This is a genomic window from Leptospira sarikeiensis (genome assembly GCF_004769615.1).
Lineage (GTDB): Bacteria > Spirochaetota > Leptospiria > Leptospirales > Leptospiraceae > Leptospira_B > Leptospira_B sarikeiensis.
Genome location: NZ_RQGF01000028.1, coordinates 620,079 through 634,060, shown reverse-complemented (window position 1 = coordinate 634,060; position 13,982 = coordinate 620,079). Strand labels below are relative to the sequence as shown.

The following is a 13,982-nucleotide window of genomic DNA, read 5'->3' as shown; positions in this document are numbered from 1 at the left end:
AATGAGAAGGTCCCCGATTTGTATCCGTGACAAACCGGGGCTTAGGAAGAATGATCTTACTTTTTCTTCTTAGTGACTACGTCGAAGTTTTTATACTTTATATATTCCACATCAGAAACATTCACGCGGAAAATCCCTTTGGTAGAATGAACTAACATCACATCTCCGATCTGAGTTACCACTGCTCCATTTAAAACTGTGCTATCGATTTTATGGACGGATTCTAAAACGCTGTAGTATTTTTTGATCTCTTCTTCCGATTCTAATTTTTTAGACCCTGCAATCGATTCTACCTTATCCAAAGCGATACTCAATTTTCCGGTATGATCTTTTTCGATCTCTTTACCGACCAATTTACGATCCAATGCAGCATCAATCATACCTTCATCCACTTTGACCAAAGTTTCGAAATCGGCGGATTCGCGAGGGTCCTCTTCGAATTTTTCTTTTTGAACAGTCTTCAAAAGATCGATCCTAAAGTTTTGAACACTATTCTCGATATTAGCATCATCCAATCTGTTCAGGATCGTTTGGGCCAATTCGTCGAATTGAGGTTTTACCTCCGCCTCTTCTTCTTCCGAGATGATAATCTCGTTCTCTTCTAATAGTTTTTGAAGTTTTTGGAAATTCGGATTTTCTGCGATTTTATCGGAAGGGATCTCCATACTAACAGGAGTTTTCAATGTCATCGCGACCATTCCCTCGTAGACTTTAATTTTAGGGAGTGTGCCTTGTACTACTTCGAAAGAGAAAGCAGTTCCTCGAACTGCCGCAATTGCGGTAGGAGTAGATACCTTGAATTGTTCCCTTTGAGAGAGCTTATTGGTTTTGATCAGAAGTAAACCTGTCTTGATCGCAAGAGAAGTTTCTTCACCTAGTTCTCCATGAAGAGCATCGATGCTCAGGTTGGTATACGATTTTAAACGGATCAGATGCCCTAAGCTTGTTTGCAAATCCAGGGATCCGTTATTTGTTTTGATACTGTCGTTCTTTTGTAGGATCATCCCGGAAGCTGCGGGAATATCTTTGCCGTCTCTTTGGATTTCGACCTTTCCGGAAACGAAAATGACTACCAGGCCTGGTTTCGATTTCGAACCGGTGAGAAAAGAGTTTTTGGAACAGGATCCTGCAAATCCGGCAAGTAATAGAATGTGAAAGAGTAGAAGTAATTTTCGAATCATGTTGGAATTCCGCCTGGAAATAAAAAATAAACAATCCGTTAAGTATTTTGAACGGACGAAATATATTTCCAGTCTTAATAACAATTTGAATCTTTGCTTTTTGCAAAATTATTAGAATTTCGGTTTTAGATTTTTGCACGATCGTTTGGTATTACAAATCGGGTACATATCCCATTTCGAATAACGATCACTACATAATCGAGGGAGATCCTTTCATATGATACAGCGTATTCCAATGCTTCTCATTTTACTTCTGGCATTTCGTCTGGACTCGGCAGATACGGGAAAAGTTAAATTCAACGGGACCGCTTATGATCTAGAAACGGGCAATTTATTGTACAAGGATTTTCATGAAGAAATTTGGGAGAATGGTAAGCATGCCCGTTCTATCATTACTTACAAGGATCCGGAGGGAAAAATTTTCGCAAAGAAGAGGATAGATTTTTCCAAAAACAGGACTCTCCCCGATTTTCAGTTAGAAGATAGTAGGGACGGATATTTGGAAGGTGGAACTCTGCAAAACGGCAACTCAGTGAAATTATTTGTACGTAAAAGATCTGAAGACTCGATCCAAGAAAAGATCATAGATGGGGGAGTTTTATCTTCCCTGGATGGAGGTTTCGATTATTTCGTGATCGATCATTGGGAAGAACTTATCTCAGGTAAAAAAATAAAACTCAACTTTTTAGTTCCTTCGGAAAGGGATAAATTTCAATTCTCTTTAGAAAAAATAAAAGAAGGAGAATATAGCGGCAAACCTGCTTTATTTCTTAAGTTAAAGATCGACAGTGCAATCCTTTCCGTGTTCGTAAAGCCGATCGACCTAGTGTATGATATTCAATCCAAAAGAATTATGGAATTTAAAGGGACGAGTAACATAAACGATGAGAATGGAAAAAGCCATAAAGTAAAGATCGTTTACGGTTTTAGATAGGATTAGAAACCTAATCTCCAAAAAGCGAGCCCTGCTAATTTTAAATTTTTTGCATATTCTATCCAAGGATCAAATTTTAGAATTAAGCTACCTTCTCCTTTTTCCGTACGCAATATATGGATCCCGTTTGTTTCTTTTCCGAATTCGGAGACTAATTTTTTATCCGAACTCAGGGTCAGGAGCTTCGGCTTCTTCTTCCCATTCTCCCAATAATAACCGTACAAAGGAAGTCCGAGCCAGATCTGCTCCGGATTATATATTTTGAGAAGGAGTTCCGTGTTTACCTTTGCCCAAGAAAAGTTTGTAACTGGGCCAGGTGTCGTTTTATGAGAATGAAGATCGTAAGCCATTAATACGATCTCATCCGCTACATTTTCCTTATAGATTGCTGAATGAAATCCTGCAAGTTTCGGATCAAACTCCAAGGCTGGAAAAACGGCTAAGGTGAGAAGTTTTCCTTTTACTTTTAGCGAAGGCTTTAGTTCGAATAAAAAGGATCTATACGCTTCCGAATATTCAGGGCTCAGACCCTCGAAGTCTAAATGGATCCCCGAAAAAGAAGGATGTTTCTCTAAATAATGTTCTAGATTCAGGATGAGCTTTTTTCTTAGCTCGGGAGAAGATAAGATCTTCTCTCCGCTAGAGGCTGAATTGAATGTAAGTAAAGGAAACCATCTTACACTATTCTTATTGCCCAACATTAGAACTGGATCAGGTAAGTTTGCTCCAGAAAGTTGAGCTTCCTTACCAATATACGTCCCTGTAAAGCAGAGGGTTGTTCCCGGCTTTAATTCCTTTTCCCAATAATCCAAGGATTTGGACCTTAAATCTTGGATTATAGTATACTTCCATACCCTTTCTTCTACGGATAAGGGACATAGAGAAAGGAATATGACGCAGGCAAAGGTGAACTTAATCTTAGAAAAGGAATTCATTTATTCGTCCTGTAATAATAAGGAAACGATCCTTTATTTTTCTTCAATCCTGAACATCTGTACTCCGATTTTAAATACAGCCAGGGTCGAAGAATTAGGTAGGATGCGAATGATGGCAATCACGAATACAGGAATGGGCGAATTGATCCGGGACGGATTGGATCGTCTTGGTATTTTATCCTCCTCCAAAAAGGCGGAGATAAGCTATCATTCTTCTAGCCTATTCGAACTTTATCAGGCAAAACTTCCGGACGGCTCTCAGTTAGCCGTGAAGATCATTCCGAAAAAGGAAATGGCAGACGCCGAAGCCGAAGGTTTAGAACAATTATGTAGACTAGGCGTTCGTGTTCCGGAATGTTTAGGGACAGTCCAAATCGGAAAAGTTTCCCTACTCGCAATGGAATTCATACAAACAGGTTCTTCTGCAGGATTTAGAGAAGATCTGATCGCGAGCTTAAAGAATTTATATAAAAACGAATTCGGTTCCTGGGGTTGGAAGAGGGATAACTTTATCGGATCATTATCTCAATCCAACGGTTGGTATTCCAACTTCAGAGAATTTTATTGGGAGAAACGTTTAAAACCTCAGATTGAACTTGCCCAGACAAGAAAACTTCTGTCAGACAAAGATCTTACTTCTATCCGGGGAATATTCGATAAATTTTCAGAAGACTGGGGACTCGACCACACAAAACCTAGAATGGTTCACGGAGATCTTTGGTCCGGAAACGTTTTGCAGGGGAAGAACGGATTTGCCTATTTGATCGATCCATCCGTAGCTTATTCTCATCCTGAACAAGACCTTGCAATGCTTCAATTATTCGGAAGTCCTTTAAACCTGGAAGAGATGCAAGACATCCTTGCCACATCCGGGTTGGAAGATCCAGGCAATCTAAAGGATAGGATCCAATTCTGGCAGCTTTATCCTGTGCTTGTTCATATAAATTTATTCGGTGCTTCTTACCTGACTAGCTTACGTCATATACTTCGCTATTATGGTGTGAAATAGTTTTCTTGATAGAATCTTAGTTTTCTGTTCTTTAGTAAGAATCGAACTAAGATGGGGAACCTTCCTTGCCCAAAATTGTAAAAAAGAAAGTTCCATCCTCTTCTAAACAAAAAGACAAAGCTTCCAAGTTAAGTCTGAGAAAATCGCCTTCTCAAAAAAGAGCGATCGAGAGGGTGCAATATATTCTGGATATAGTCGCTGATCTTTTGGATGAGGTCGGAGCGGAAGCGATCAATACGAATTTGATCGCTCAAAGGGCCGGCATCCCGATCGGATCCTTATATCAATATTTTCCGAATAAACATGCAATATTAAAAGCTGTCGGTCAAAGACATCTAGAAAGAGTGAATTTGATGATCTTAAACTTCCTAAAGGAAGAACCGGATAAATCGGATTGGGAGAATCTAATCGATACTATTATAGATGCTTTTGCTCAGTTGTATCAGTCCGAGCCTGGATTTATCCCTCTTTGGTCCAATAAGAATCTGGATCCTGAACTTGTGAGTATTGATAGAGAGAACAATAGGGCCATTGCCGATTTTTTAACTGATTTATTTTTCGGGATCATTCCTTGGATGAAGAAAAAAGAGGAAATGAATGTAATGACTCGGATCATGGTCGAAGTATCCGATTCAGTTTTGAGTCGTTGGCTAAGGGAAAGCCAGGACAAAGAACTTGCCGATGGTATTTTGCAGGAACTAAAGACAATGTTAAAGTCTTACTTGAATTATTATATCCAAAGAGGTCCTAAGTGAAGGGCTTTATATTCGAGTTTCCTCTTACTACATTTTTTGTAGGATTGATCTCTATCGCTCAGATAGTTTTGACCTTTTTCGTTCCGAATGAAGTTTTAGACGCGTTCTTCATTAGTCGTCCCGGAGAATTTTATCCATGGAAATGGATCGGCATGGCATTCCTTCATGCTGATTTTACTCATCTATTTTGGAATATGATCTTCTTATTTTTTTTAGGAAGGATTGTAGAATATAAAGTCGGACAAGCGAAATGGCTTCTGTTCTTTTTCATGGGAGCACTCGTTTCCGGAGGATTGGATTCCTTTGTTCGAGGAATGATCTTGGGAGAGCATCAGCCTGCGATCGGAGCTTCAGGAGCAGTGTCAGGACTTGCTGCAGTGGCCGCATTACTTTCTCCTTTTTCTATTCGGGTTAAAAAGAAGAATTATCCATTTCCGGTCTTCGTAGTTGCTTGGCTCATGGTTTATTCCGATATCACGAATTTATTCTCTAGAGATCAGGTCGCACATTGGGCTCACTTAGGTGGCTTTATTTCCGTGGTGTTTACTGCTTATTTCCTGAATAATAAGATCAAACGTGAATTGCATACCGGGTTTGCATTAAATTTGGTTTTCGTAGTTTTACTTTTGATCCTAGGATTTTTTGTCGGGGCAAGATAATTGTTAGAGGTCCGTTTTAACGCCTACGAATACAATTCGGACGATACTTTTACGAACACTCTCTATGAGATGAAGGGCTCAGAAGAGTCCGGTTGGAAAATTTTCCGTAACACGGATCTCTATTTAGAATTAGGCAAAGGATATCGTTTATTAAAAACGGAACTTTGCGGGATCTGTTCCACCGACCTGGACAGAAGATTTTTACCCTTTGCACTACCTCAGATCATAGGACATGAAGTAGTTGCTTCCGATTTTATTACCGGAAAAAAATACGTATTAGAAATTAATGATACAGTAGTTTCCAGAGGAGAAGAAGGGGACAATTTCTGCAATGTAGGAATTCCTACTCATAGTCCGACTCGTATGGTCTTAGGGATCGATCGTTTGCCCGGAGGGTTCGGTCCTTATATTTTAGCACCTAAGGGAACTTTAATAGATGTCCATCAATTGGAAGATCTCGAAGCGGTGTTATTGGAACCCTTTGCTGCTTCTTTACATGGTGTAGAAGTTTCCCTGTCTGGAAAGGCCGAGAATATCCAAAGGGTCGCGGTGCTCGGCCCGAGACGTTTGGGTTCTTTAGTCATCGCAGCTTTGGACTTATATAGAAAGAAAAACCAACTAGAATATGAGATAGTTTCCGTTCTGAAGCATAAGGGTCTAGTGGAGCTTTCATTTCAGATGGGAGCGGATTCCGCTCTTTACTTTTCAGATCTAGGAAAAGAAAAAATAGATTCCGGATTGGCATATCAAAAACAATCCAACAAAGCCGTTCCGATCCAATGGTCCGAATATAAAGATTATTTTGATTTGGTTTTCGATACGAGCGGTTCGATTTCCGGATTAGAAACTTCTCTCCATTTAACTAACAAAGAAATCCATAGAAAGACAACCAACGGCCAAGCCTCGTTAGATATCAAACATCTGACCGAATTAGTTGTGGATGAGATATCTATTACAAATCTAAGAAAAGACTTTTTGGATTTAATTTGGGGGATCCAGACATCTGGAACTTCTTCCATTTTTGTCTCTTCTCTTATAAATCTAGATCCAGCCCAAAAAGAAATATTAGAAACTCTGGAAAAAGAGAATCGAATTAGAATATTTACAGGCTCTATCCAAGAGGCGAGTCAGTTTTTAAATTCAGAGCAGTTCGAAGGCGCTCTCCCACGCTTTGATTTTGCGATCATAGATTCTGTATCCGAATTGGATTCTGTCATTCGTCCGGATCCAAGGGAAGAAAGATCTTTAGTACGCCCTAGAGGTTTTATTCTTATCACAGCCCCAACTGAATCGAATTCTTTTTTAGAATGGATCGTTCGAGGTGGAATCTTAAGTGCAAGTAGATGCGGAGACTTCATACGAACAAGGGAACTTTTAGCATCCCAGCCAGGTTTTTTAAAATCGGTATCTAATCATCTAATCCAAAAAGAATTCGATTCCAAAGAAATTCCGGAAGCCTATTTAAACGCTAGAAAACCGGAGAATATAAAAGTGGTTGTCAGGCATAAAGCTTCCTGAGCGAGTATCTAGTGATTGTAGAAAGAACGTTTTGATCTTATACAAACGTTCCTTCGGGAAGAGAAAATTTTGAGCAAGCACGGCTTTTTCCAAATTACACAAAAGGTTTTTTTAAGAAGGGGCAAGGACCTTTTGATCCTTAGGGACAGAAAATCCGGATTTGGAGATCTTCCCGGGGGAAGAATGAATGAGGACGAGTTTTATGGAGATTGGCTCGAAAGTCTTTCCAGAGAATTAAAGGAAGAAATGGGAGATGCTTGCGAGATCAAGATCCATCCTAGGCCAATCCTGATCCATAAACATAGAGTGAGCGATGGAAATCATCCTTGTGTGATCGTTGCGTATCATGGTGAATTTTTGTCCGGAGATATAGTAATCTCGGACGAGCATGATTATATTGAATGGGTGGATGCAGCGACTTACGATCCTAAACCTTTATTTTTCGAATACATGTTGGATGCTCTTCAACTTTATCAAAAAGAATATGTTCCTCTGATCCCTGAAGGCAAATTAGATTCAAAGGTCCGGTTTGTATGAGTCCTTTCGTTCGAAATGTCATCGCGTCTTTATTTTTAGTTCCGATTTTCGTATTTTTAGGATGGTTACTCTCAGGTGTTTCTTTAAGCGAAGAAGAGTTTCAAAAGAGGATCACTAAAAAAGAAACCAAATTGGTATCTTTAGGTTGGGATAGAAGATCGGGAAACTTACTGATCGTTCAGTTGGAATTCAAACCTGAATATTTTACAAAAGAAGATAGATTTCGCGCCTGGTTGGAAGAACCACTTTTGGTCGCAAAAGAAAAAGGTTGGCTCCAAAACAGTACGATCGTTGCATTTCCTCCCGAAATAGGGAATTATCTTTTTCTAATGGATTCAAGAAAAGAACTTTTGGATCTGGAAACTGAAGATTCTGCATGGGATTGGGCAATTTTCTTTAAACGGATCCTTCCCAAAAATTTATTCCAACATTTGTTTAATGGAGAAGCGGTTTCCTTACAAATTGCGGAAGATTCGAAAGAACGTTACGAAAGAATTTTCGGAAACCTTGCGAGAATGTACGGAGTTCAAATATTAGCCGGATCCATCTGTTTACCTTCTCCGGAGATTAAGGAAGGAAAACTTTCTATCAAAGAAGGCGAATGGCAGGAGAGAGCTTATATTTTTGATTCTTCCGGAAAATTTTTAGAAGGTTCTTTGCTTCGAACAAATTCGCATAAGAGTCTACCGGAAAAAGAAATCCTTCCTGAAGTATGGGTAGCAAATCTATCTTCAGGTAGATTGGGTGTCGTATTTACGGAAGATCTAAAATCTCCTCAACTAGAAGAGTTGGTTAAAAAAACTTACGTAAGCAAATGGATCGGTTTAGGTTCTGAAGAAGACGAAGGTAAATTCAGAGAATGGATCAAAAACTCTTCCTTCGAATCCAGTGGACAGATACAATTTTCCGGTAAGGGTTGGAACAGAGAATTTCCTGCAAAAAGTTTTGCCAAAACTCGCTACGGTTCCCCGGAACCGATCGAGGGCCAGAAAGGAAATCTAATCATCAATATCTTTTTCTAAAAGATATCTACTTATCTCTGGCTTCTTCGAATAGTTTTAAAATTCTCCAATCTTCTTCCGGAAAATCAAGACTTGTAAGATACAATTCCCCTTTTTCGTTTTCGCAAAGAAGTTTGTTCTGATCTACCATCCAGATCCTTTCACAAAGAATAGGTAATACCTGACTTTTGCGGGAAGGTCCCCAAAGATGCACTTTTCCTGAATAATTGGAAACGAATTCGTTCTTACCTGGGATTTTCCAAGGATTGATTTCTTTTCTACTGATCGTGAATAGTTTGCTAGTGCTTGGTTTGCCTTTTCCGAATTGAAGTCTTCTTAAATGAAGTCTTCCGATAGACCCGCCTAAATAATAAGCGGAATCTCCTGTGCCGTAATAGATCAAAGGACTGATGACTTCTTGATCTATTTTCTCCACGGATTTTTTTTCAGGTTGGAAATAATACAGAACGTAAGAGCCTGCGTTGCCTGAAAAAAGTAAAAAGTCCTTACCTACAGGATATAAAAAGAATCTAGCTTTCAAACCTGTAAATGGAGGAGCGATTTTTTCTTTAGAAACAACCAGTTTAGGAGTCCTTGGCTCTACTGTTTTTTCTTCATAGAGTTGGTTATCTACGAAGTAATAAATTTTAGAACCATCGTCAGAGATCCCTCCTCGATTACGACAAGAGATCTGCGCTCCTGATTCATAGAGTAGATCATTATTTTTCAAAGAGATCGCAAAGAGCCTACATCCGTTCGTCATCGGATATTCTGCTAAAGCAAAGTTTGCATTTAAGGAAACCGCAAGAGATGCAGGAACTTCGTCCAAACTTTTGGAACCGTTACTTCCATCTACTGCGTCTTTCCAAAGTAGTTTACTATCTTCTAAGTAAACCAATCTTTTGCGATCGAAGGAAAGTTCGACGATCCTAGGCGTTTCCGGTTTTTCTTTGGAAAGAATATCTGAGTCCGATTTGGGTTTTATCAGATATTCTTTTAATATGCCGGAAGCTTTTTCATAATTTTGTTCTTCCAGCAATTCTTGGATCTCTTCGATCAAACTTTCCTGCTTACTTTTACAGTTCCAGGAGAGGGATAAAAAAGATAAAACGATTAGGACTAGGACCTTACGATCCAATTGATTTTTTAGATTCAGGCAGTTTCCTCCGCCCACGGCTCGTCCGATTGTACGTTGATGATGTCTTTAGAAAATAATTTTTGAGCTCTTGCTGCGATATTTCTGGTCTCAAAAAGTGAATAACCGCCTGAAAGTAAAGAGCCTAAAATTGGAAGCCAGAACCTACGTTTTGGTTTCGGAAGATTTCTTCCTTTTAATAAACTTTTTGCGATCTGAAAAGTGGCTTCTTGCAAAAGATTCCAAGCAATAGGTCGGATCAAAACTCTCGCTCCCATATCTTTTAGAACATTCCGGAAAAAGGAAGTTTTATCTTTGAAAAGACAATAAGCCATAAGTTCGGAAGTTACCTGGTGTTCCTTTCCGTAAAGTGCCGCAATGTCTTTTACCAATTTTCCCTGGATCCTTAAAACTAGGATGATTTCGGGTGCTAGGGTTACGACTCCTAAACGCCCTTGCGGGAAAGAAAGAACCGCACTTGCCGCTCCGGTTTGTAAAGAGGCCTTTTGAGTGAGTTCTTGAATGAAGTAATCGGGGGATCCTATGGTCTTTGCATAAGGGCTCCGATAGGAATGCAGACCGGATAAAAGATTTAATATCTGATCGGAAACTGCTGAAAGAATCGAATTGTAGTTTTCCATGTAGAGGAGTAAGGTACCAAGGCAATGGGATACAGTTTCTATGTTAGACAGACTAGAAAAAATACAACAAAAATACCTCAAAATATCGGATGAACTTACCACCGCGTCCAGTCCGGACGATTTAAAACGACTTTATAAGGAACGTTCCCGACTCACTCCATTATTCGATAAAATCACCGAATACCAAAAGTTCCTACAAAACAAAAGGGACGCAGAGGAACTTTTAAAAACCGAAAAAGACGGTGATATGCGCTCAATGTACGAAGAAGAGCGTAAAGTTGCGGAAGAGAAGATCGAAACTCTGGAAAAAGAGTTGGAGATCCTACTTCTTCCTCCCGATCCGAATTCCGGAAAAAATATCCTGCTCGAGATAAGAGCCGGGACAGGCGGAGAAGAGGCTGGCCTATTCGTTTCTGATCTTTTTAGAATGTATACAAGGTATGCTGACAAACAAGGAATCCGTCACGAGATCATAGAATCTTCTCCTACCGGGATCGGCGGGTTAAAAGAGATCATTTTCGCAATGGAAAATGATAAAGCATACGATCTTTTTAAATTCGAAGCAGGAACTCATAGAGTACAAAGAATTCCTGCGACTGAATCTGGCGGAAGAATTCACACGAGTGCAGTGACAGTTGCAGTTTTACCTGAAGCAGAAGAGTCAGAGATCAATATCAATGAGAACGATCTGAGGGTCGATGTGTATCGTTCTTCCGGTTCCGGTGGTCAGCACGTAAACACTACAGACTCTGCAGTTCGTATCACACATATTCCAACAGGGATCGCAGTAGCATGTCAGGACGAAAAATCCCAACATAAAAACAAAGCCAAAGCGATGAGGATCCTTAGCGCCAGGATATTGGAAAAACAAGCCGAAGAAAAGAAAGCAGCGGCAGATGCTCTAAAAAAACAGATGGTTGGCTCCGGAGATAGATCGGAGAGAATTCGTACTTATAATTTTCCTCAGGGAAGATGTACAGACCATCGTATCGGATTCACTAGTCATAACCTTTCTGCTATAATGGAAGGTGATCTGGACGATCTAATCAACGCATTGACGGAAGAAGATCGGGTCAAGCGTCTCGCAAATTCTCAAAGCAATTAGAACCGTTTTAGACTTCGTCGAGTCCAATCGATTAAAGTTGATGTTTCCGCAATAAATTTTGCGATGGTAATCAGAGTATGATACTAGAGATAGAAGAGCCGCATCGTAGAGTTTGCGGAGAAAGAATACCATTCGAAAATATACATGCAGTTTCCATGAGTCTTCCCGAAGTCTCAGATGTGATCGGTTACGAAGAAAAAAGAACGGAAACACTTTCTAGACTGAAAGCAGGCTATCCTCGTTTTGTCGCTCATGCATATATAGAAAAAATCCTAGATTATAATCGAGAAACTAAGGGAGTTACCGGGCCTCAATTCATCGTTAATTCCAAAAAAGCCGCAGAACATATCATTTCATTCTTTCAAATAAAAGATGCGATCATTCTAGAAGATGAAGGGATTATCACTTTAACGATCTCTGCCTCCGATAAGGAAAACGAATCCAAGGTATTATCTTTTATCCAACATACAGGTTGTTTATTATCCTCCAGAAAAGCGGAAGATTATTTATTCAAAAAAGGGCTCATCGATTCGATCTATTTTGAAGAAACTCGAAAAGAAAAACCGTACGAAAAAGTAGAGGCATCTTTATCCGCTTTGTATCCTGGAAAAGATCTGCCAGTATATCTGGCGACTTCCGGGATGAATGCAGTTTACGCTTCCTTTAGAGCGTTGGACAAGATCAGGGCAGAAGAAGGAAAAGATATCTGGCTAAGACTTGGCTGGTTGTATGTGGATAATATCAGAATATTAGAAAAATATTCTAGAGGTTCGCATATATTCCATGACGTAGTCGATCTTAAAGAACTTGAGGAATTCCTAGCAAAAGATGGTAACCGTGTGGCTGCGATCCTAACGGAATCCCCTACAAATCCTTTGATACAGGTACCGGATTATCCGGAGCTTAAAAAACTTTTGGATAAATATGGAATTCCTTTAGTAGCGGATATCTCGGTCGCAGGTTCTGCAGTCGTGGATCTTTCTTCTTATGCGGATGTAATTGTAGAAAGCCTTACCAAATTCGCTTCCGGACATGCGGACGTGATGATGGGAGCTTTATTTTTAAATCCTTCTTCCACCTATTTCGAAAGATTAAAAAAAGATACTCCTGAATTTTTAGAAACTCCTTATCTACGAGATTGCGAACGTATGTCTTTCGAATTAGAAGGGTATACTCAAAGAGTAAAAGAGATCGGAAAGAATGCGGAAATACTCGCCAACTTCTTCTCGAGCCATCCAAAAATCAAAGCGGTTCATTGGAGTGGTTCCGAAGAAAATCACGGAAACTTTTCCAAAATCGCCAGAGATAAAAATTTACATTGTGGGGTGATCACGATCGAACCGGCAGGTTCTCTCGAATCATTTTATAATTCTTTAAGATTATTAAAAGGTCCTAGCTTTGGGACAGAGTTTACTCTGAACATGTTGTATATGTATCTCGCTCATTATGAGCTGGTCTCTACAGAAGCTGGTAGAGGATTTTTGAAAGAAGTCGGATTGGATCCAAGTCTGATCCGAATTTCGATTGGAAGAGAAAATCCGGATCTATTGATACAAGAATACAAAAAAGCTCTGGGGGATTGATCCCAGAGCCAAAATTGAACGGTTTTTAAAGAAGGCAAAAGTAGTTTAAAAGTATAGAATATTTTTGAAACTTATTAAGCTGCAGATCTTATGCTTTGTAATTTTCCTGTATGATCCGTTTCGGTTTGTAAAACATTTCTGTATAAGATCGGAAAAAGTCCGAACTTAGAAATTCCGAATACATAAATTACAACTCCGGATAAGATCGTTCCTAAGATCCATCCAAACTGATGTAAGATCAAACTGGAAATGATCGCGAAACCTAATGCTCCTACAAAGACTGTCGCTAAGAACGCGATTGTTGAAACAATGGAAGAAGGAGATTTTTTGACCGAAAATTCTCCGGAGCCTCCCAGTTCCCAACCTTCTTTCTCTATCTTTAAAAGAGAAACAATCAGAACCGGAACTAAGATCACACCCATTACATAGAGTGTGATGGCGACATCGGAAAGAAGCCAATTCGCGGCGGTACCCCAACTCCAGGAATGAAATTGTTCTACAGACTCTGAAAAAAATCTTTTATATCCTGTTCCATCCCAGCCATGAACTAGGATGAAAAACATTCCGAAATATCCTACCGGAACTTGTAGATACGCTAAGAAATTTCTGCCTGCCTTGATCAAAGACCATACGACCCAATATCCCAAGATACCCTGAGAAATATTGGTTAAGCCGAATAATGCAACTAACCATCCCGGCATTGTCTTATCTCCAGCATGCATCGTTTCCCAACTCGTAAATTGCCAGACTAGATATAAACCGGAAGGCGCAAATAATAAGCCTAAATAAAGAAGATTCGTAATGAAGTAAGTGTTCTTCCAAAAAGAAACTTTCTCTTCTTTTTTAACGGAAGGCAAGGACCCTGGAGTACTCTCACCTGCTTGCAATTTCTTGATTTGGCGAGCTGCGGCCATTGCATAACCGGCTCCCAGGCCGTAGGCCCAAAAAACATCCACTTGAACCATTGGATTTCTATTCTCCTCACCTTG

At 39.7% G+C, this 13,982-nt stretch carries 14 protein-coding genes; 9 read left to right on the top strand and 5 right to left on the bottom strand.

Annotated elements, in window-relative coordinates:
* Positions 1-56 precede the first annotated feature (56 nt).
* The gene (locus EHQ64_RS14210) at positions 57-1,181 is read right to left on the bottom strand and encodes a FecR family protein (RefSeq protein WP_135650278.1); all 1,125 of its coding nucleotides are present in this window, start codon (positions 1,179-1,181) and stop codon (positions 57-59) included.
* Between the two features lie 217 nt (positions 1,182-1,398).
* Between EHQ64_RS14210 and EHQ64_RS14205 the strand changes: the two genes are divergently transcribed.
* Positions 1,399-2,115, top strand: a complete 717-nt coding sequence (locus EHQ64_RS14205; protein ID WP_135650276.1) for a hypothetical protein — start codon at positions 1,399-1,401, stop codon at positions 2,113-2,115.
* 2 nt (positions 2,116-2,117) lie between these two features.
* Here EHQ64_RS14205 and EHQ64_RS14200 read toward each other — a convergent pair whose 3' ends face one another.
* Positions 2,118-3,050, bottom strand: a complete 933-nt coding sequence (locus EHQ64_RS14200; RefSeq protein ID WP_135650274.1) for a glycosyl hydrolase family 18 protein — start codon at positions 3,048-3,050, stop codon at positions 2,118-2,120.
* Positions 3,051-3,162: 112 nt separating this feature from the next.
* Between EHQ64_RS14200 and EHQ64_RS14195 the strand changes: the two genes are divergently transcribed.
* The 6 genes from EHQ64_RS14195 (at position 3,163) to EHQ64_RS14170 (ending at position 8,550) form a co-directional block, all read left to right on the top strand.
* Positions 3,163-4,059, top strand: coding sequence for a fructosamine kinase family protein (locus EHQ64_RS14195; RefSeq protein ID WP_135650609.1), 897 nt, complete (start codon positions 3,163-3,165; stop codon positions 4,057-4,059).
* 65 nt (positions 4,060-4,124) lie between these two features.
* The gene (locus EHQ64_RS14190) at positions 4,125-4,814 is read left to right on the top strand and encodes a TetR/AcrR family transcriptional regulator (protein ID WP_135650272.1); all 690 of its coding nucleotides are present in this window, start codon (positions 4,125-4,127) and stop codon (positions 4,812-4,814) included.
* Positions 4,811-5,473: a rhomboid family intramembrane serine protease gene (locus EHQ64_RS14185; protein WP_135650270.1), complete on the top strand. Its 663-nt coding sequence runs from the start codon at positions 4,811-4,813 to the stop codon at positions 5,471-5,473. Before EHQ64_RS14190 ends, EHQ64_RS14185 begins: the two co-directional genes overlap by 4 nt.
* Positions 5,474-6,991 carry an MDR/zinc-dependent alcohol dehydrogenase-like family protein gene (locus tag EHQ64_RS14180; protein WP_135650268.1) on the top strand — a complete coding sequence of 506 codons (1,518 nt, stop codon included), beginning with the start codon at positions 5,474-5,476 and terminating at the stop codon, positions 6,989-6,991. It begins immediately after the preceding gene.
* A 69-nt stretch (positions 6,992-7,060) separates the two neighbouring features.
* Positions 7,061-7,528 carry an NUDIX hydrolase gene (locus EHQ64_RS14175; protein WP_135650267.1) on the top strand — a complete coding sequence of 156 codons (468 nt, stop codon included), beginning with the start codon at positions 7,061-7,063 and terminating at the stop codon, positions 7,526-7,528.
* On the top strand, positions 7,525-8,550 hold the full coding sequence (locus EHQ64_RS14170; protein WP_135650265.1) for a hypothetical protein: 1,026 nt from the start codon (positions 7,525-7,527) through the stop codon (positions 8,548-8,550). Before EHQ64_RS14175 ends, EHQ64_RS14170 begins: the two co-directional genes overlap by 4 nt.
* A 7-nt stretch (positions 8,551-8,557) precedes the next feature.
* On the opposite strand, the gene EHQ64_RS14165 is transcribed toward EHQ64_RS14170, so the two are convergent.
* Both EHQ64_RS14165 and EHQ64_RS14160 read right to left on the bottom strand, forming a co-directional pair.
* The gene (locus EHQ64_RS14165; protein ID WP_135650607.1) at positions 8,558-9,643 is read right to left on the bottom strand and encodes a hypothetical protein; all 1,086 of its coding nucleotides are present in this window, start codon (positions 9,641-9,643) and stop codon (positions 8,558-8,560) included.
* A 38-nt stretch (positions 9,644-9,681) separates the two neighbouring features.
* The gene (locus EHQ64_RS14160) at positions 9,682-10,305 is read right to left on the bottom strand and encodes a hypothetical protein (protein WP_135650263.1); all 624 of its coding nucleotides are present in this window, start codon (positions 10,303-10,305) and stop codon (positions 9,682-9,684) included.
* A gap of 40 nt (positions 10,306-10,345) precedes the next feature.
* On the opposite strand from EHQ64_RS14160, the gene prfA reads away from it, so the two are divergent.
* Both prfA and EHQ64_RS14150 read left to right on the top strand, forming a co-directional pair.
* Positions 10,346-11,410, top strand: coding sequence for a peptide chain release factor 1 (prfA, locus tag EHQ64_RS14155; RefSeq protein ID WP_135650261.1), 1,065 nt, complete (start codon positions 10,346-10,348; stop codon positions 11,408-11,410).
* Positions 11,411-11,487: 77 nt separating this feature from the next.
* Positions 11,488-12,993 (top strand): PLP-dependent transferase, encoded by a 1,506-nt coding sequence (locus tag EHQ64_RS14150; RefSeq protein WP_135650259.1) that lies wholly within the window; start codon positions 11,488-11,490, stop codon positions 12,991-12,993.
* 74 nt (positions 12,994-13,067) lie between these two features.
* Here EHQ64_RS14150 and EHQ64_RS14145 read toward each other — a convergent pair whose 3' ends face one another.
* Positions 13,068-13,958 carry a hypothetical protein gene (locus tag EHQ64_RS14145; RefSeq protein WP_135650605.1) on the bottom strand — a complete coding sequence of 297 codons (891 nt, stop codon included), beginning with the start codon at positions 13,956-13,958 and terminating at the stop codon, positions 13,068-13,070.
* Between the last annotated feature and the right edge of the window lie 24 nt (positions 13,959-13,982).